An 18,506-nucleotide genomic window follows, 5' to 3' on the forward strand; every position below is an offset into this window, starting at 1 on the left:
CTGGACGGTCGGCCGCTTCCGATCGACGTGCGCCCGCCCACGCTAGGCTTCACGCGACCCGCTCCCCGAGCGCCGTGGCACGACCAGGGAGAGATCGTGAGTTCGAGCCCAGCATCCGCCAAGGTCACAGCCTGGGCGCCGATGGCGATCCCGATCTTCCGGATCCTGTGGTGCGCCCAGATGGCCTCCAACATCGGCACCTGGATGCAGACCGTCGGTGCGCAGTGGATGCTGGTGCACCAGCCGAACGCGGCCGCGCTCACCTCCGCCGTGCAGGCCGCCAGCCTGCTCCCGGTGCTGTTCGTCTCGCTGCCGGCCGGCGTCCTGGCCGACGTGCTGGACCGGCGCCGGATCCTGATCGTGCTGTCCCTGCTGATGACCGCACTGGCCGGGACCCTGGCCGCGCTCACCCGGGCCGGGCTGACCACGCCCACCGTGCTGCTCGCGCTCACCTTCCTGATGGGCTGCGGTCAGGCCTTGGTCAACCCCGCCTGGCAGGCCATCCAGCCCGAGCTGGTCCCCCGCGAACTGATCCCCGCCGCAGCGGCGCTGAACAGTCTCAACGTCAACATCGCCCGCGCGGTGGGACCGGCCCTGGCCGGTCTGATCATCGCCGCCAGCGGCCCCTTCGTGGTCTTCACGGTCAACGCCGCCAGCTTCGCCGCGATCACCCTGGCCGTGCTGGCCTGGCACCGCCCCGTCGATGACCGCACCACCGCCGAACACCTGCTGCCCGCCCTGCGCTCGGGCACCCGCTATGTGCGCAACGCCCCCGGCGTCCGGCGCATCCTGCTGCGCTCGGCACTGTTCGTGGTTCCGGCCTCGGCGCTGTGGGCCCTGCTGCCGATCACCGCGAGCCACACCCTGCACCTCGGCGCCGGCGGCTACGGGCTGCTGCTCGCCGCCCTGGGGGTCGGCGCGGTCCTGGGCGCCCTGGCGATCCGACCGCTGCGGGCGCTGGCCGGCGACAACACCCGGCTGGCGGTCGCCACCCTGGTCTTCGCCGCAGGGACCGTCACCTGCGCCCTGGTCCACAGCACGGTCCTGGTCGCCCTCGTCCTGGTACCCACCGGCGCGGGCTGGCTGGTCAATCTCTCCTCGCTGAACACCGCGCTGCAACTGCTGCTGCCCGCCTGGGTGCGCGCCCGCGGCCTCGCCCTCTACCTGGTGGTCTTCATGGGCGGCCAGGGCGTGGGCGCCCTGCTCTGGGGACTGGTCGCCGGCTCAGCGGGCCTGACCACGGCGCTGCTGGCGTCCGCGGTCCTGCTGGCCGCCGGTACCGCGACGCTGCCGCTGTGGCCCATGCACGACCACCCCGGCGGCGGCCTGGACCGCACCATCACCTCGACCTGGCCCGAACCGGCGCTGGACCTGGACCCCGACCCCGACGACGGCCCGGTCCTGGTCGAGGTCGTCTACACCGTCGCCCCCGAACACGCCGACGCGTTCCTGACCGCGATGCGCCCGGTCGAACGCTCCCGCAGGCGCACCGGCGCCGAACGCTGGAACCTCTTCCGCGACGCCGCACGCTCGGACCACTACGTCGAGGTCTTCCAGGTCCCCTCCTGGTCCGAACACCTGCGCCAACACGACGGCCGCACCACCGCCGCCGACACCGACTACCTCGCCGGGGCCACCACCCTCACCACAGAACCCCCGTCAGTCCGCCACCTGCTACCGCCCCGCCGTTGAGCGCCGTCGGTACACCAGAAGGGAATGCGCCCTGTCCAGCGACCGTCTCATGCGCATCAAGAGCGCCGAGTTCCAGGCCATGGCCGAGAGGGTGCTGCGCGTCACCGAGCTCACCTCCCGCCTGAACGTCCTGCCCTTCGAGGACGAAGCCGGAAAGGCGGACCTGCTCGAACAGATCCTCGGGAAGAAACCGCCGCCGAGGGTCACGATCTATCCGCCCTTCTACACGGACCACGGCCTCCACCTCGACCTCGGCGAGCGTGTGTTCATCAACCAGAACTGCACGTTCCTGGACTACGCCGGCATCCGGATCGGCGAGCGCACGATGATCGGCCCGAAGGTCACGTTCATCACCAGCGGCCACCCGGTCGATCCCGAGGAGCGGCGGCTGTACCTCACCGGCGCACCCATCGACGTTGCGGAGAACGTGTGGATCGGCGCGGGTGCCACGATCCTGCCCGGCGTCACCATCGGCCGAGACGCCGTCATCGCCGCCGGTGCGGTCGTCGCTGACGACGTTCCGCCGGCAAGCCTGGTGGTCGGCGGCAAGGCAACCGTGCACCGGCAATGGTGACAGGGTCGGACCCCCGCCTGTCTGTCAGTGGGGGAACATCCGCGGCGCGCGCTGGCGCGGGAGTTCCTCGCGGAACTCCTCGATGATCGAGCTGATCTGGCGGGTGAGCTGGGTGCCCTCCAGGCGGTCCAGGTAGAGGTTGCGTCCGGCCAGGGCGACGGCGTCGACGGTGAAGTAGAGCGTCATCAGCGGATTGACGAACAACTCGCTGCCCTTGGTGCGCTCGGTGAACTGGACGTTGCCGAAGTCTCCGCGCACCGCTGCGGCGATCGAGCCGTTGACGATGCTGGGGTGGGTCAGTGTCTCGCTGCGCGCATGGGCCACGGCGTCGAGGTACAGCGCGCCCTCCCGACTGTCGCGCGGCAGCGAGAAGGCCCCCAGGTAGCCGCCCTCGCGCTCCAGCGCGGCCAGGTTCTCCAGGACCAGGGTGTGGTTGACGCCGTGGTAGGCGTCGACGCCGAAGCCCAGGCAGACGACCAGCCGGTGCTCGATCCCGCTCAGGCCGTGGACCGCGGCCAGGCTGGCCATGTCCTCCTCGGGGGTGCCCAGGCCGTGCTCGTCGCCGGTCATCAGGATGTCGGTACCGCCGTCGACCAGCACGATCGCGTCCACCCCGCCGAGATGACCGATCAGTGCGCGGTAGGCGGCGCGCAGCGGCTGCACCCCGGAGCGGTTGAAGGCGTACACGGTGTCGGGCAGCCCTTGCAGGGCGAGCCAGCGGGCCAGGGAGCGCTCGGGGAAGTAGTCGCCGCGCGCGGCGGTGTCCGGGCGGATCGCCGCCACGTCCGGCTCCAGCCACACGTCCGGATCGAGCCCGTACAGGTCGGCGAAGGACAGGTTCGCCAGGTGCACGTCCTTGCCGGCGCCCTGCAGCGCCAAAGCCAGCGGCAGCCCGGCGTAGATGTCGAACCCGCCGCCCGCGCCGGCGATCAGGACGCGCCGGGCGTCGCGGAGCCTGGTGAACAGCGGCGGTTCGAGGAGGGAGAACATGCGGACACGTTAGCGACACCCCGCCGGGCCCCACGGGGCCGCGCCGCCTGGTGGACGTCGAGCGTGTGCGTTCTGTTCGCCCCGGCGTCAGCCTGGAACGCTATTCATGAGGAGTTCATGGCGAATGATCATGATCCTTGGAATCCGGAACGGGGACTGCCCATGCGGAAGTTGTGGAGAGCGTTCGGTGCGGCGCTGCTGATGGCGTGTGCGCTGCTGGGCGCACAGCCGAACGCCCAGGCTGCGACGACGAGCAGCGGGAACCTGATCGTGGACGGTGACGCCGAGAGCGGCTACTGCACCACCGACTGGAACGCCGCGACCACCGTCCCCGGCTGGCAGATCGTCAGTGGCAGCCCCGGCGTCGTGTGCTACTCGACCGGCAGCTACAGCCTGCCCGCCGGCGCGGTGCCCGGTACCGCGTTCTTCTCGCCCGGCAACGAGGGCGACGGCTCGATGACGCAGAGCGTGGACGTGTCCTCGGCGTCGGCCGCGATCGACGGCGGGGGTGTCGGCTACAACCTCAGCGGGCTGCTGGGCGGCTGGGGCTCCTTCGCCGGCTATGCCGCGGTCACCCTGCAGTTCCGGGACGCCTCCGGCAAGCAGCTGGGCGGCACCGCCGCGCTGCCCACCGTGTCGGCCGCCGACCGGGGCAACGCCAACGCCTTCCTGGCCCGCAGCGCCACCGGCACGGTGCCCTCCGGCACCCGTTCGATCCTGGCCACCGTGGCCTTCGTGCAGAGCTCCGGCGAGTCCGGCTACCTGGACAACCTCTCACTGACCCTGAACACGCCGGTCACCGCGCCGGTGCTGACCCGGCCGGTGTCCAAGGTCCCCGGATACGACCACGTGTTCACGGTGATGATGGAGAACACCGACTACAACGAGATCATGGGCGACCCCACCGACACACCCTATCTGCACTCGCTGATGGCCCAGGGCGCGACCATGACCAACTTCCACGCCCAGTACCACCCCAGCGACGAGAACTACCTGGCGATCGCGGGCGGCGACACCTACGCCAAGGGCGCGACCTACTGGCCGAACATCAACGACCCGCACACCAACCTGGGTGACGAGCTGGAGTCGGCCGGCAAGACCTGGAAGGCCTACGAGCAGGGCATGGGCACGCCCTGCAACACCACCACCGCCTACGACAAGTACTACGAGCCCGACGACGCGCCGTTCATCAACTACACCGACATCAGCGGCAACCAGACCCGCTGCCAGGCGCACCTGGCCGACACCACCCAGCTGACCACCGATCTGAAGAGCGCGGCCACCACCCCGAACTTCTCCTGGCTGGCGGCCGACGACTACTACGACGGCGAGGCGTCCGGCAACGGCAGCGCCACCAGCCTGAAGACCCAGGACGGCTGGCTGCAGCAGACCCTCGACCCGGTGCTGGCCTCCCCGGCCTGGACCACGCAGCGCTCACTGCTGGTGGTCACCTGGGACGAGGACAGCACCGAGGCCGGCAACCACATCGCCACCATCGTGCTGGGCTCGCAGGGCACCGTCCCGGCCAGGACCACCAGTTCCTCCCGCTACGACCACTACAGCACCGGCCGCACTATCGAGGCGGCGCTTGGCCTGCCGGCGATGACCGTCAACGACGCCTACGCCGTGCCGCTCAACGACGCCTTCTTCCCGACCGCGGCCGCCTCGGGCCCCACCCTCACCACGACCACCCCCTCGGTCGCCACCGGGGCGAACGTCACCTTCCAGTACTCGGTCCCGGCGGCGGACCTCAGCGCCAAGAACTGGATCGGCATCTACCCGGCCGGGGTCACCCCCGGCAGCCAGTCCTCGCTCACCTGGCAGTACGCACCCAACGCGAGCGGCAGCCTGACCTTCGCCACCAGCGCGCTCAAGGGCGCCGGCAGTTACGGCGTCTGGCTCCTGGCCAACGACGGCTACACCCCGCTCGCCGGCCCGGTCACCCTCACCCTGCACTGACCCACCGGCCACACCCGGCCACACCCGGCCGCACCCGGCCGCGCCCCGGCCGACCGGGACGATCCCGCCGCCCACCTGCCGAATCAGCCGGCGGGTGGGCGGCGGCGCACCATAGAATTGACCGATGGTCATCAGGAGGTGGAGCCGCACCGAACGGACCGGGTTGCCCGCCGCGTTCCATCGCATCTGGGCCGCCTCGGCAGTCTCCTCGCTCGGTGACGGCATCTACTACTCGGCGCTCCCCCTGCTCGCTCTCACCCTGACCCGCGACTCCACCGTCTTCGGGATGATGGAAGCCGTCACGCTCCTGCCCTGGCTGGTCTTCGGGCTGATCGGCGGCGCACTGGTGGACCGCTGGGACCGGCGCCGGACGATGGTGAGCGCCGACCTGTGTCGCTGCGCCCTGCTGGTGGCCGCCACGGTCGCCGTCGCCGAGGGCCTGCTCAACATCCCCGTGCTGATCGCCGTCGGCTTCCTGCTCGGGGCCGGCGGCGTCCTGTTCGACACCGCGTCGATGGCCTACCTCCCGGAGCTCCTGGACCGGGACCCGCAGTCGCTGCAACGCGCCAACTCCCGCCTCCAGGGCGCGCAGCGCGCCCTGGACGGCTTCGTCGGCCCACCGACCGGCAGCCTGCTGTTCTCGCTCAGCCGCACCGTACCGTTCGCGGCCGACGCCGTCTCCTTCCTCTTCAGCTCGCTGACCATCCGCACACTGCCGGCGCGCCCGAAGAAGGCCGCCAAACCCGAGACCTCGATCCTGGCGGACGCCCGGGTCGGTGCCGCCTACCTCCTCCACCACCGGCTGCTGCTCGGCCTGTCGCTGCGGCCTGCGGTCGGCAACTTCGCGTTCTGCGGCACCGGCGCGGTACTCGCGCTCTTCGCCCACGACACGCTGCACCTGGGCACGGCCGGCTACGGCGCGTTCCTCACCACCGAAGCCGTCGGCGGCCTGGGCGGTACCTTCGTCGGCGGGTGGCTGGGCGCCCGACTGGGCACCGGCGGCGCCCTGACCCTGACCGCAGTCGTCGAGGCCGTGGCGCTGCTCGGCGTCGGGGTGTCGTCGAACGCGTACCTCGCCGGCGCCGGGTTCGCCGTGCTGGGTGCGGCGATGACCGTGACCACGACGCTCGGCCCCTCGGTCCGTCAGGCGATCGTGCCGGACGAGCTGATGGGCCGGGTCGGGGCGGCGGCGCGGCTCATCGCGATGAGCGCCGGGCCGATCGGCGCACTGTCCGGCGGCTGGCTGGCGCACTTCGCCGGACTGCGCGCACCCTTCCTGGCCGGAGCCGGGATCCTCGTGCTGATGGCGTGCCTCGCGGCCAGGCTGACCAGCAACAGCCGCATCGACGCCGCCCTGGCCGAGTCCGCGCGGCTGCGCGGGGCGACGGACCCCGGCACCGACCTCGCGTCGTTCAGTGCCAGTCGCTGATCTGCACGTCCCGGGGGGCCGGGGTGCCCTCGCCGGTCTCGACCAGGGACTTCAGGCTCATCAGGAACGAGCCCCACTTGGTACTGCAGTGGTGCATGAACTCCACCGGCTCCCGCCAGCCCTGGTGCTTGAAGAGCACGATCGTGTACTCGCCGCTCTGGTGCAGCTCCCAGTCGACGGTGGTGCCGACCCACTCCTCGGGGCCGTCGACCACCCGCCACAGCACCCGCTCGCCCGGCCGGGTCTCGACGACCTCCATGTCGAAGCCGCCGACCGGGGGGAACCGGAACTGCAGGGCGCCACCGGCCTCGCCGCCGTCGCCCTTGGTGTCGACGGTCCACCAGCCGGCCAGGCCCTCGACGGTCGTCAGCGCCTCGTAGACCTTCTCGGGGGTGGGGGTCTTGACTCCCACCCGGTGCAGGATGTCCACCATGTCGCTTCTCCTTCATAGTCTCTGAGTTGCAGTCAGTGCTGTGGTCAGTCCTGGGGTCGGTCCTGCCGGGTGCGCTGGATCGTCTCGGCGATGCGCTTGATCCGCTGCAGTCGGGCGTCCCAGGCCGAGCCGACCGAGGCCAGCTGGGCCACCGCGCGGGCGAGTTGGGCGTCGTCCACCCGGTACCGCCGCTCCCGGCCCGCGGGCGTGCCGCTGACCAGGCCGACCCGTTCCAGGACGGCGAGGTGCTTGGCCACCGCCTGCCGGGTGACCGGGAGTTGCCGGCCCAGCGTGGTCGCGGTGCCGTCGCCCTCGACCAGCAGCAGGTCCAGCATCCGGCGCCGGGTCGGGTCCCCGATCGCGGACCAGAGGTCGTCGTCGATCGTCGGGGCGGGCGCGGCGGTCATCGCCGCGCGCCCAGACCGACGGCGTACGGCACCAGCCGGGGCAGATAGAAGTCCCAGCCGGTGACGTGGTCCCGGTACTGCTCCTCCAGGACGGCGATCTCCCAGCCCATCTCCCGGAATCCGGTCTCGGTCATCCGCAGCAGCGTTCCGTCGCCCTTGGGGGTCAGGTCGAAGGTGACCAGCAGCGAGTTGCCCTCGGCCGCGGTCTCCTCGGCCGGATGCGTCCAGCGGAACGAGAACGAGTGCGGCGGCCGCGCGTCGACGACGGTGAAGGCCACCGCCATCCCGCCGGCGTCGCAATCGCCGAAGACGATCTCGCCCGTCGCCCCGGGTGTCGGCTCGTAGCGGGCGTCGTCCGGCCACCAATGCTTGAGGTGGTCGGGGCTGCTCACCACCTCGAAGACGACGTCGGGCGCTGCCTCGACGAAGACCTCGCGCTCGATGGTTCCGTACTCCATGCCGTCCTCCTGCAACGTTCGGTTGCACATCAGCCTAGTCGACGGCCGGGCATGGTGCAACCATCAGTTGCATGTCCTTGAGTTTCTTCCAGCGCTGGAACAATCATTGCCGCCCGCAACGGGCGCTCATTAGGCTCCTGCCATGAGATCGATGCGGCACCTTGACGAGCGGGTGCGGTGCGCCTGCCTCGGTGCACCGCGATGTAGCCGACGCCGTCGGCCCGTCGTCTCCGGCTGAACCAGCCCCGTCCCCGCCTGCCCGAACGCTGCCTGCGACGCCGCCGCCCGGCGTCTCCCCGTGCTGCCCACCGCACGGGCCGATTCGCGCGCCGCCGTACGCCGTAGCCCGTACGCCCCACCGCTGCATCCACCCCTGATCGAGGAGGACCGTCATCACCGCCACCGACACCACCACCGCGATAACCGTCCGCAAGGTCACCGCCCGCATCGGCGCCGAGGTCACCGGCATCGACCTGAACCGGGAGCTGGACCCGGCCACCGTGACCGCGCTGCGGGCCGCGGTCAACGAGCACAAGGCCCTGGTCTTCCGCGACGTGGACCTGGACGACGCCGGGCAGCAGCGCTTCGCCGCCCACTTCGGGCCGCTCACCACCGCCCACCCCACCGTCCCCTCGCAGCCGGGCGCCCCGAACGTGCTCCCGGTCGACAGCGAGGACGGCCGGGCGAACCAGTGGCACACCGACGTGACCTTCGTCCTCAACCCGCCGCAGCTCAGCACCCTGCGCAGCATCGTCATCCCGCCCTACGGCGGCGAGACGCTGATCGCCAACTCCGCCACGGCCTACCGCGACCTGCCCGCCCCATTGCGTGCCTTCGCCGACACGCTGCAGGCCGTACACACCAACGACTACGACTACGCCGTGCCCCCGGAGAGCCTGGACCAGGAGGCGCGGGAGCGCCGCTCGGTGTTCACCTCGGTCACCTACGAGACGGTGCACCCGGTGGTACGGGTGCACCCGCTCACCGGCGAGCGCGGCCTGTACATCGGCGGCTTCGCGCAGCGCATCGTGGGCCTGTCCAGCGGCGAGTCGCGGGACGTCCTGCGGCTGCTGCAGTCGTACGTGACCCGCCCCGAGAACGTGCTGCGCTGGCGCTGGGCCCCGAACCAGCTGGTGCTGTTCGACAACCGGATCACCCAGCACTACGCCGTCGACAACTACGACGACCAGCCGCGGCGCCTGAACCGGGTGACGGTCGCCGGCGACATCCCGGTCGGCATCGACGGCACCGCCAGCCGCTCGGTCAAGGGCGACGCCTCGCACTACACCCCGGTGGCCTGAGGATCCTGGGCCTGAGGATCCGGCCGGACCGTCATCCGCACCAGGTCCTCGGCGATGCCGGGGAGCGGGTCGGTCCGGCCGATCGAGGCGAACCAGTCCCACAGTTCGAGGGCGTGGTAGAGCCGGTAGAGCTCGGTCCGTTCGGCCCAGTCGGCGGGGAGGGCGCCGTATCCGCGGCGCAGGGCGGCGCCCTTGAGCCGGTCGCCGCGGATGGAGTAGTACTCGGTCTTGGCCAGGTCGATCAGGGGGTCGGCGGCGACCGCGTTCTCCACGTCGATGAACCCGGTGACCTCCCAGCCGCCGGTTCCCCTGCGCACCAGCACATTGCCCTCGTGGAAGTCGTTGTGACACAGCATCGGCTGGGAGCAGTGGTCGAAGAGGTCGGAGCCGTCTCGGACCTTCGCCGCGATGGCGTCGCCCAACGACGGGTCTCCACCCAGTTCGGCAAACTCGCCCAGCTTCTTCGCGAACTGACGCTGCATGTAGTCGCTGTTACTGGACTCCGGTTCGAGGATGTGGGTGGTGAGGTACCCGTAGGACTCCTGCGGGATCCGGTGCACGTCGGCCAGCAGCGCGCCCATCTGCTCGTAGATCCCGCCGATGGCAGCGGCGTCGAGGTCCGCAGCGACCGCCGACAGCGGCTGCCCCTCGACGCGGGTCATCACGGTGTGGGCGCGACCCGACGGTCCGTCAGCCGCCTCGGTGTGGAGCACGGTCGGAACCGATCGGATGCCGTGGTGTTCCAGCAGGTGGTAGACGTGGACCTCCTTCTCCTGCTTCCAACGCCACTCCTCGGCATAGAACTTGACGATCACGGGTGCGACCGGCCGGGCGCAGCGGATCTCGACGACGGTGCCCAGTTCTCCACCGGTCCGGGTCAGCACCTCGGTGACCGAGGCCCCGGGATGGACACGCCGCACGATCGTCTCGGCCGAACGCAGGCTCAACGCGGTTACCTCGGCATCAGGCATGGGCGGCACCCTAACCACCCGCCGGCGCGCCCGCCCCTGGTTTTCCACCGGGGCCACCTGATGGGATGTGGCCTACCATCCCCCCATGGTCACTGGGTCGTCCGGCTCCTCCCCCGCTGAGGTAGCGCGCCACTGGGCGCGCAGCGGGGTCATGGCGCTGACCGGCCACCGCGGCGCGGCGCCGGTCCTGCCGGTCGGGGACGCGGCCGGGTGGGCGGCCAGGATGTCCGACCGCATCGCGGAGGCCACCCGGCAGACCCGCCGCCCGGTCCTGGTCGACGGGGCCCGGCTGCTGGCCGAGCGCGCCGCCTTCACCGGGCACACCCGGCAGGGGCGGACCTCCCCCGGCGGCAGCTGCCGGTTGCTGCCGACGGCGGACGGCTGGGCCGCGGTGTCCTGCGCCCGTCCTGACGACCCGTCGCTGCTGGGGGCGCTGATCGGACACGAGGCGGACGAGCGGCTGCCGGAACGGTTGGCCGACTGGCTGTCCGGACACACCGGAGCCGAGCTCGACGAGCGGAGCGCCCTGCTCGGCCTCGCGGCCGGAGCCGTCCGGCAGCAGCGCCCGGCGGGCGATCCCGACGCCGTGGCTCCGCCGGGACCGTTCCGCCCGGTGCAGGACCTGCTGGTGGTGGACTTCAGCGCGCTGTGGGCCGGACCGCTGTGCGCGCACCTGCTCGGCCTGGCCGGGGCCCAGGTGGTCAAGGTGGAGGTCCCCACCCGTCCAGACGGGGCCCGGCTCGGCAATCCGGACTTCTACCGTCTGCTGCACGCCGGGCACCGGTCGGTCGCCCTGGATCCGGCCGACCGGGACGAACGTCGCGCCCTGCACGCGCTGGTGCGCCGCGCCGACATCGTCATCGAGGCGTCCCGCCCCCGCGCCCTGGCCCGGTTCGGCCTGGACGCCGCGGCCGAGGTGGAACGCGGCTGCACCTGGGTGTCGATCACCGCCTACGGACGCTCCTCCCCCCGGGTCGGCTTCGGGGACGACGTGGCCGCCGCCAACGGGCTGCTCGGCTTCGACGCCCAGGGGCTGCCGGTGTTCTGCGGCGACGCCATCGCCGACCCGCTCACCGGACTGGCCGCCGCCGTCCTGGCGCTGACCGAACCGGAGGGCGGCCACGGCGTGCTCCGCGAGGTGGCGATGGCCGACGTGGTGGCGGCCACCCTGCGGAAACCGGAGGGGGACATCGGTACCGCAGCCGAACACCTCCCGCTGGCACGCCCCACCGCCCGGACCCCCGCGGGCCCCGTACCCGCGATGGGCGCGGACACCGCAGAGGTGCTGGGCCGGCTCGGGATCGGCGTCCCATGAGCGGCCTGCTGATCCGCCGGGCCGAGGTCGGCGGGGTGCTGTACGACGTCCGGGTGGGAGAGGGGCGGGTGCTGGAGATCGGCCACGCCCTGCTCCGCCAGGGGCCGGACGAGCAGGTGACGGACGGACGGGGCGGGGCCCTGCTGCCGGGTCTGACGGACCACCACATCCACCTCTTCGCGACCGCCGCCGACCTCGCCTCCACGCCCTGCGACCCGACCACCGCCCGCGACGCGACCGAACTGCGCGACCTGCTGCACCGGGCCGGGCCCGACGAGCACGGCTGGATCCGCGGGGTGCGCTACCACGAGTCCGTCGCGGGTGAGTTGGACGCGGCCGCTCTCGACCTGCTGCGTGACGACGTCCCGATCCGGATCCAGCACCGCAGCGGCGCCCTCTGGATGCTCAACTCCCTTGCCGCGACCGCGATCGGGCTGGACCGGGTGGATCACCCCGGCATCGAGCGCGATCCGGAGGGCGAGGCCACCGGACGGCTGTGGCGCGCCGACGACTGGCTGCGCGACCGGCTGCCGCGCGGCCGTCCGCCCTCGCTGACTGCGCTCGGCCGGCTGCTCGCCGGATACGGCATCACCTCGGTGACCGACGCGAGCCCGGCCCTGGACTCCGGAACCGTCGACGCGATCACCACCGCCATGACCGACGGCGCGCTGCCCCAGCAGGTGCAGCTGCTCGGCGCGCCGCTCCGCGGCGACGTCCGCCGGCAGCCGACGGACCGTCAGCGCGTGCCGCTGGCCGGGCCCTGGAAGATCGTCCTCGCCGACTCCGGACTCCCCCGCTACGACGAGCTCGTCGAGGAGATCGACGCAGCCCACCGGGCCGGACGGCCGGTCGCGGTGCACTGCGTGACCCGCGAGGCACTGGTGCTGCTGCTGGTCGCGCTGGAGCAGGCCGGGAGCAGGCCCGGTGACCGGCTCGAACATGCCGCGCTGGTACCGCAGGAGCTGATCCCCACCCTGCACCGGCTGGGCTTGCGGGTGGTGACCCAACCGGGGTTCCTGACCGACCGGGGCGACGACTTCCTGCTCGGCGTCCCCGCGGACGAGCACCGCGACCTGTACCGCTGCGCCTCGCTGCTGGCCGGCTCAGTCCCGCTGGCGCTGTCCAGTGACGCTCCCTACGGCCCGCTGGACCCGTGGGCGGTCCAGCGGGCCGCGGTCTCCCGGCTCACCCCGGCGGGGGTCGTCGCCGGCCGCCGCGAACGGCTCGACGCCGCCCAGGCCTTGGACGGCTATCTCTCGCCGCCGCAGCTGCCCGGCTCCCCGACCCGCATCGTCGGTCCGGGCTCCCCGGCCGACCTGGTGCTGCTGCACACCCCGCTGCGCGAGGCGCTGGCCCACCCGGATGCCGAGCTGGTCCGGCTCTGCCTGGCCGCCGGCGAACCGGCGTCCCCGGCAGCCTGAGCCCCGGTGGTGACGGTACGTCAGCCCGCGGTGAGCAGGGTCCGCCCGAGCCAGTCGCTGGAACTGCGCACTCCTGGCAGGGCGAAGAAGTAGCCGCCGCCGGTGGGTGAGATGTAGTCGACCAGGGGTTCGTCGATCAACCGGGTCTGGACCGCCTCGAACTGCCGCTTGACGTCCTGCTGGTAGCAGCAGAAGGCGAGCCCCATGTCCAGGTTGCCCACCGCGTCGATGCCGCGGTCGTAGTTGTAGCCGCGGCAACTCCTGCTCGCTGAGCGAGACCCGGTCCCAGAACTCCACCAGCATCCGGATGATCCGGATCACCTGGTAGCTGCCACCCGTCGCCCAGGCCGGCTCGGCGCCACCTGCGGTGACCCAGACCAGCTGGTCCATCGCCCGGGCCGAGGTGGTGTCGGGGTTGGCGATGCCGTCCTTGAAGCCCAGCAGGTTGCGCTGCGCGCCGCTGGGGCGCGGGGTGTTCTGGAAGCCGTCGATCCGCCACTTCACCTGCATCTGACCGCGGGTGTGCTTGGCGATGTCACGCATCGCGTGCAGCACCGTGTCCTGGTGGCCGGCGCAGATCTGCAGCGACAGGTCCCCGTGCGACTCCGCGGCCTTCAGGTTGTCGTTGGGGAAGGTCCGCATCGGGGTGAGCTTGCGGGGCTTGAGTGCGGCCAGCCCGAAGCGCTGGTCGAACAGCGAGGCTCCGACGCCGACGGTGACGGTCAGTTGGTCGGCGGGCACGGTGGGGCCGAGGATGCCGTTGTCGGACGGGGGCGCGCCGACGCCCAGATCGGGTGGCGTTCCGCCGGAGGTCAGAAAGGCGATCCGGGCGGTGAGGGTCTGCAGCAGTGCCTGCAGACCCGCCCGGTCGGCGGCGATGACGTCCAGGGACAGGAAGATCGCGTAGGCCGGGGTCGGGTTGGTGATTCCGGCCTGGTGCTCACCGTAGAAGGCCACCGCACCCGCGGCGGACGGACCGCCGGCGGCGGCTGCCGCCGGAGCCCCCAGGCCCAGCACCGTTCCGGCGCCGCCGGCCATCGCCGCCCCCAGGGCGCCCGCGCCGAGCGCGGTACGCATGACCGCGCGCCGCGATGTTCCGGGGGCGGGGGCGTGAGCGGGGGCCGGATCGGGCTCGGAGGCGGTGGTGGTGCCGACAGTCGTGGTGGCGTTGGGGCGGTCGAAGCCGAAGGGGCAGGAGCCGGTGGCAGGCTGGATGTGATCGGTCATCAGGCGGACTTCCGGATCTCGAGCAGGTCGGGAACGGGCGAGAGGTCTTCCAGGAGTTGGCCGACCGCGCCGTCGATGGACTGGCGGGCGGTGGTGTCGAGCTGTTCCAGCGGCGTCCAGCCGGCTGCGGTGTGCTGCGCGGCCAGCAGGGCGGCCACCCGGCCCAGGTCGCCGTCCACGGTCGTCAGCAGCGCCTGGTCGCGCCGGGAGATCAGCGGCCGCAGCACGGTGAGGAGTTCGCGGGTGCCGGTGAGGTTGGCCGCGGCGGTGGCGAGGTTGGTGCCGCTGCCCTCGTCGGTGTCGGTGGTGAGTTCGAACTGGAGGGTGTTCTCCAGGATCTCGTGGGTGCGCAGCGGCAGGTCGGTGGGGTCGAAGTCCTGGCTGGGGAAGGCCTTGCCCAGCCCTGCCACATCGGTGACCAGGGTGTTGGCGACGACGGCCAGGCCGGCGGCGGACTCTCCGTGCCACAGGCCGTACTCGAGCCGGCGGAAGCCGGTGAAACCGGGGTCCTTGACGCCGAGGGGCAGTCCGTCCGCGCGGCCGTTGATCTTGGCGTCGAAGTCGCCGAAGGTCCCGTAGGCGGCGCCGAGTGCGGCGTACTGCAGGTGCGCGGTGAGCCAGTCGGTGCGGGCCTCGGCGAGCTTCCCGGCGTGCAGATCGGTGGCGATCCTGCGGGTGGCCGGGAGCAGCGCCGCCAGTCCCGCGCCGACGTAGGCCTTGTACTGCGCCAGTGGTGCGTCCAGGTCCGTCGCCGCCAGCGGCAGCACGGCCGCGACTGTGGTTCCGCCGCTGACATGGACGGTCGCCGAGGTGACCGCGCTGCCCGAGGTGGACACGCACCGCCAGGCGTAGTCCCCGCTGCCGAGGGTGGCCGTCAGCGCACGGGTCGTGCCCGGCGCGATGCCCTCCACCTCGCCGTAGACGGCGTTGGTCGTCGGGTCGACCAGGTAGACCTCCGAGGTCTGGTTGCCGGTGTTCCGCATCTGGAACACCTGCTGACCCGGCTTGGGCGGGGCGAATCCCTGACCGCAGGCGCTCTGCGAGACGGTGACCGTCGCAGCCGCGGCGGGCTTGCCGCCGCTGGCACCGATGATCACGCTCGCGATGACCGCCGGTACCGCGACGGCCGCGGTGGGCACCAGCCAGCGGGGCCGTCCCCGGTGCTCCGGGTCCGGCTCCGGTGCAGTCGCGTTCGCGGTCCCCGTCGCGGTCGTGGCCGCCGTGACCGGTGGGGCGGCGGAGGGGATCAGCCGCCTCAGCCCGAGCCGGTCCTTGCGCATCGCCGCAGCCACCGGCGCGGTCGCCGATGCGTCGGCGGTGTCCCTGCCTCCGGCGACGACGGAGGCAGGGACGAGGGTGGAGGCCGCAGCGGCCTGAGCGGCGGCTGCCGCGGCGCCGGCGGCCGCGGCGGCCGAGACCACGGCCTCCGCGGCCGAGACGACGGCCTCGGCCGCGGCGACCACGGCGTCCGAGCCGGAGGCGCCGGCCCGGACCGCGACCTCCGGGGCGACGGGCTCCGGGAGGACGGCCTCGGGGAGGACGGTCTCCGAGGCCGCGGCGGCAGCGGTCGGCACCGGTGCGTCCTTCGGGACTGCCACGGCCCTGGGGGCTCGCACGCCCCGGACGAACAGCGTCATCACGATCCCGAGGTAGACCAGGTAGGCGACCGCCTGCAGCCAGGTCATCCGGGTCGTCAGATTGAACACGCCCTGTATCAAGGTCGCGTACCAGGAGTTGGCGTCGATGCTGCCGGACAGGTCCACCGCGAAGCTGCTCCCGCCGGGCAGCACACCGCCCTCCTGGAGGTCCCGCAGCCCGTAGGCGAGCACCCCGGCGGCCACGACGATCAGTCCGATGCCGGTCCAGGTGAAGAACTTCGCCAGATTGATCGTCAGCACCCGCCGGTACAGCGCCCAGCACAGCACCGCGGCCAGTACCAGCCCGACCGCCGCGCCGACCAGCGGGCCGGTGGACTCCGTCGCGGACTGCGCGGTGGTCCAGATGAACAGCGCCGTCTCCAGGCCCTCGCGGCCGACCGCGAGGAAGCTGGTGGCGACCAGCATGCCCGACCCGACCGCCAGTGCCGCGTCGACCTTGCTGCGGATCTCACCGGAGAGGGTGCGGGCGTTGCGCCGCATCCAGAAGACCATCGCCGTGACGAAGGCGACCGCGATGACGCTGAGCGTCCCGCCGAATGCCTCCTGCGCCGTGGCGGACAGATTGGCGGCGGTGAAGGTCAGTACGGCACCGAAACTGAGCGACAGGGTGACGGCGGCCAGAACGCCGGTCCAGACCTGCGGCAGACGGGATTTCTGGTCGGAACGGACCAGGGTGGCGACGAGGATCGAGACGACCAGCCCTGCCTCGAGCCCCTCCCTGGTTCCGATCAGGAAACTGGGAAACAGGTCTTTCCACATAAGCGAACTCCTCCGATGAACGGATAAGCGAAGGCTTACCTTAGTTATGCGGAGGAGACCCAACCAGACTTCCGCTGCCGTCGATCAGAATCCGTTCACGGGTGACTCGACGCCGCCGAGGAAGTGTCATTCGCATTCACTGCGGTCAGGCACTCCGGCTGCGCCGCAACCGCGGTGCCAGTGCGGTGGCGAGGGCCGTGACCTGGGTGCCGACCAGAGCGAGGCGTTCCCTGGTCGCCGGATCGACCCAGCGACCGTGGATGTAGCTGGACTCGCCGACCACGATCGCGGCCCCGTAGGGAGTGGGCACACCCCGCAGGGCGTGGGCGATGGTGCGCAGGTTGTGCAGCACGCTGGTCGCCGCCTGGGATCCGTAGGCGACGCCGATGCAGCCGACCGGGATGTCGGAGAAGTACACCCGCCGGTCCCCGGCGAGGTCCTCGACATGGTCGATCGCGTTCTTGATCAGCCCGGACACGGCGCCGTGGTACCCGGGACTGGCGATCAGGACCCCGTCCGCCCGGCGGAAGGCGTCGACCAGGCGCTGCTGACCCTTGGTCCGCTCATGCACGGAGGGGTCGTAGTACGGGAGTTGCAGGTCCCGGGCCGCGAAGGAGACGGTCTCGGCACCGCTCTTGCGGGCCGCCTCCAGCGCGAGCTGCAACGCGGTCTCCGAGGACGACCCCGGCCTCAGCGTCCCCCCGACCCCTACGATCAACGGTTTCATGGTTGCCTCCGGCTTCCTTCCGCGGCTGTCTACGGTCGGAAACCTACGCGCGCCCTCCGCCCGCGGTTCGAAAACCCTCCGTCCGGCCACCGCCGTCCGGCTATCGCTCACCTGGGAACCACATTTGACCGACCATCACCGCCGGTGAATATCAGGGTGGTTGTGGTGACGGACGTAACGGTCCGGGGCGGGGCAAGGACACGGTACGGTCACATTCCACCGATCGGCCCTACTCACGCGACGAGCAGGAGGCACGAGCATGAGCGCAGCCGCCTTCCCCGTGACCGTCGAGACCCGCGGAGAGATCCCGGATGACGCCCGCCGCCTGGCCCGTGACAGCATCGAGCAACTGGACCACGACGTCGATCTGCTGATCATGCGGGCGCGGATCAAACTGACCCGGCTCGCCGACCAGACCCTGCGGCTCCCCGCCGTCGTACAGGGGAACCTGGACATCGGCGGCATCCCACTGCGGGCCCAGACCTCGGCGCACAGCGTGCACGAGGCCATCTACCTGCTGCGGGACCGACTCCGGGAGCAGTTGATGCGACTGCTCCGCAGCGGCGCCCCCTACCCGGACGAAGCGGTCGGCACACCGCGGGAGTCGCCGTACCGGCACAGCCGGCACCAGCACGCCGACCTCGACCTGCCCCCTGTTGTCCGGCACCGCATCACCCGCCGCAAGACCGTGCTGCTGCGCTGCGAGACGGTGGACGAGGCGGCGTTCCGCATGGACACCATGGACTACGACTGCCATCTGTTCACCGACGCCGACACCGGCCAGGACAGCATGGTCTTCCGCTCCGGCCCCACCGGATACAGCCTGGCCCAGCTGTCGGCCAAGAGCGGACCGCCGCGCCGGCGCCACCTCCCGGTCACCGTACGCCCGCGACCGGCACCGCGCCTGACGCCCAATCAGGCACTGGCCCGGCTGCACCTCACCACGCTGCCCTTCCTGTTCTTCGCGAACACCGCGGCGCCCGCCACCGCGCGCGGCGCCATGCTCTACGAACGCTACGACGGCCACTACGGCCTGCTCCTCCCCCAGGCATAGCCCCGGGCCCCGGTCGCCGGAAGCATCCGGCGGCCGGGGTCCGGCGACGAGGTATCAGGCCGACCACGTGACGTCCCCGTGGTCCGGCACGGAAGGGCCGCCCGCTGCGCGGCCCTTCCGGCTGTGTACGG

At 71.8% G+C, this 18,506-nt stretch carries 15 protein-coding genes and 1 pseudogene; 8 read left to right on the forward strand and 8 right to left on the reverse strand.

What is annotated here, in order from left to right:
* The first annotated feature begins 96 nt into the window (after positions 1-96).
* A complete protein-coding gene (locus IF29_RS0111605) occupies positions 97-1,692 on the forward strand; it encodes an MFS transporter (RefSeq protein ID WP_232242110.1) in 1,596 nt (531 codons plus the stop codon).
* A gap of 31 nt (positions 1,693-1,723) precedes the next feature.
* The gene (locus IF29_RS0111610) at positions 1,724-2,266 is read left to right on the forward strand and encodes a sugar O-acetyltransferase (RefSeq protein WP_030253108.1); all 543 of its coding nucleotides are present in this window, start codon (positions 1,724-1,726) and stop codon (positions 2,264-2,266) included.
* Positions 2,267-2,290: 24 nt separating this feature from the next.
* Here the strand turns inward: IF29_RS0111610 and IF29_RS0111615 are convergent, their stop codons facing one another.
* Complete coding sequence (locus IF29_RS0111615) at positions 2,291-3,256, reverse strand: DUF1152 domain-containing protein (protein ID WP_030253110.1); 966 nt, start codon at positions 3,254-3,256, stop codon at positions 2,291-2,293.
* Between the two features lie 162 nt (positions 3,257-3,418).
* Here IF29_RS0111615 and IF29_RS0111620 point away from each other — a divergent pair, with 162 nt between their 5' ends.
* Together IF29_RS0111620 and IF29_RS0111625 are read left to right on the forward strand one after the other, a co-directional pair.
* Complete coding sequence (locus tag IF29_RS0111620; protein WP_030253112.1) at positions 3,419-5,215, forward strand: alkaline phosphatase family protein; 1,797 nt, start codon at positions 3,419-3,421, stop codon at positions 5,213-5,215.
* 124 nt (positions 5,216-5,339) lie between these two features.
* Positions 5,340-6,644, forward strand: coding sequence for an MFS transporter (locus tag IF29_RS0111625; protein ID WP_232242111.1), 1,305 nt, complete (start codon positions 5,340-5,342; stop codon positions 6,642-6,644).
* Here IF29_RS0111625 and IF29_RS0111630 read toward each other — a convergent pair.
* Genes IF29_RS0111630 through IF29_RS0111640 form a run of 3 tightly spaced genes read right to left on the reverse strand, consistent with a single transcriptional unit; the run spans position 6,628 to position 7,942 of the window.
* Positions 6,628-7,077, reverse strand: coding sequence for an SRPBCC family protein (locus tag IF29_RS0111630; RefSeq protein ID WP_030253116.1), 450 nt, complete (start codon positions 7,075-7,077; stop codon positions 6,628-6,630). The genes IF29_RS0111625 and IF29_RS0111630 overlap by 17 nt on opposite strands.
* A 44-nt stretch (positions 7,078-7,121) precedes the next feature.
* The gene (locus IF29_RS0111635) at positions 7,122-7,484 is read right to left on the reverse strand and encodes an ArsR/SmtB family transcription factor (protein ID WP_030253118.1); all 363 of its coding nucleotides are present in this window, start codon (positions 7,482-7,484) and stop codon (positions 7,122-7,124) included.
* Positions 7,481-7,942 (reverse strand): SRPBCC family protein, encoded by a 462-nt coding sequence (locus tag IF29_RS0111640; RefSeq protein ID WP_030253120.1) that lies wholly within the window; start codon positions 7,940-7,942, stop codon positions 7,481-7,483. The genes IF29_RS0111635 and IF29_RS0111640 overlap by 4 nt, the downstream gene beginning before the upstream one ends.
* 392 nt (positions 7,943-8,334) lie before the next feature.
* Here IF29_RS0111640 and IF29_RS0111650 point away from each other — a divergent pair, with 392 nt between their 5' ends.
* Entirely contained in the window at positions 8,335-9,243 is a 909-nt protein-coding gene (locus IF29_RS0111650; protein WP_030253124.1) for a TauD/TfdA dioxygenase family protein, read from the forward strand.
* Here the strand turns inward: IF29_RS0111650 and IF29_RS0111655 are convergent.
* The gene (locus IF29_RS0111655) at positions 9,225-10,214 is read right to left on the reverse strand and encodes a phosphotransferase family protein (protein ID WP_198037407.1); all 990 of its coding nucleotides are present in this window, start codon (positions 10,212-10,214) and stop codon (positions 9,225-9,227) included. The two genes, IF29_RS0111650 and IF29_RS0111655, sit on opposite strands and share 19 nt — an antisense overlap.
* Positions 10,215-10,299: 85 nt before the next feature.
* Between IF29_RS0111655 and IF29_RS0111660 the strand changes: the two genes are divergently transcribed.
* Together IF29_RS0111660 and IF29_RS0111665 are read left to right on the forward strand one after the other, a co-directional pair.
* Positions 10,300-11,529 carry a CoA transferase gene (locus tag IF29_RS0111660; RefSeq protein WP_030253127.1) on the forward strand — a complete coding sequence of 410 codons (1,230 nt, stop codon included), beginning with the start codon at positions 10,300-10,302 and terminating at the stop codon, positions 11,527-11,529.
* Positions 11,526-12,950, forward strand: coding sequence for an amidohydrolase family protein (locus tag IF29_RS0111665; protein WP_037594947.1), 1,425 nt, complete (start codon positions 11,526-11,528; stop codon positions 12,948-12,950). The genes IF29_RS0111660 and IF29_RS0111665 overlap by 4 nt, the downstream gene beginning before the upstream one ends.
* 20 nt (positions 12,951-12,970) lie before the next feature.
* On the opposite strand, the pseudogene IF29_RS41780 reads toward IF29_RS0111665, so the two are convergent.
* The 3 genes and pseudogenes from IF29_RS41780 to IF29_RS0111680 all read right to left on the reverse strand — a co-directional run bounded on the left by IF29_RS41780 (position 12,971) and on the right by IF29_RS0111680 (position 17,321).
* Positions 12,971-14,027 (reverse strand): annotated as a pseudogene (locus IF29_RS41780) (Dyp-type peroxidase).
* A 149-nt stretch (positions 14,028-14,176) separates the two neighbouring features.
* A complete protein-coding gene (gene efeU / locus IF29_RS44785) occupies positions 14,177-16,594 on the reverse strand; it encodes an iron uptake transporter permease EfeU (RefSeq protein WP_030253131.1) in 2,418 nt (805 codons plus the stop codon).
* Positions 16,595-16,739: 145 nt separating this feature from the next.
* The gene (locus IF29_RS0111680; RefSeq protein WP_030253132.1) at positions 16,740-17,321 is read right to left on the reverse strand and encodes an NADPH-dependent FMN reductase; all 582 of its coding nucleotides are present in this window, start codon (positions 17,319-17,321) and stop codon (positions 16,740-16,742) included.
* A gap of 259 nt (positions 17,322-17,580) precedes the next feature.
* On the opposite strand from IF29_RS0111680, the gene IF29_RS0111685 reads away from it, so the two are divergent.
* Complete coding sequence (locus IF29_RS0111685; protein ID WP_030253134.1) at positions 17,581-18,375, forward strand: sigma 54 modulation/S30EA ribosomal C-terminal domain-containing protein; 795 nt, start codon at positions 17,581-17,583, stop codon at positions 18,373-18,375.
* Positions 18,376-18,506: the final 131 nt, after the last annotated feature.

It is taken from the genome of Streptacidiphilus jeojiense (genome assembly GCF_000719095.1).
Taxonomy (GTDB): domain Bacteria; phylum Actinomycetota; class Actinomycetes; order Streptomycetales; family Streptomycetaceae; genus Streptacidiphilus; species Streptacidiphilus jeojiensis.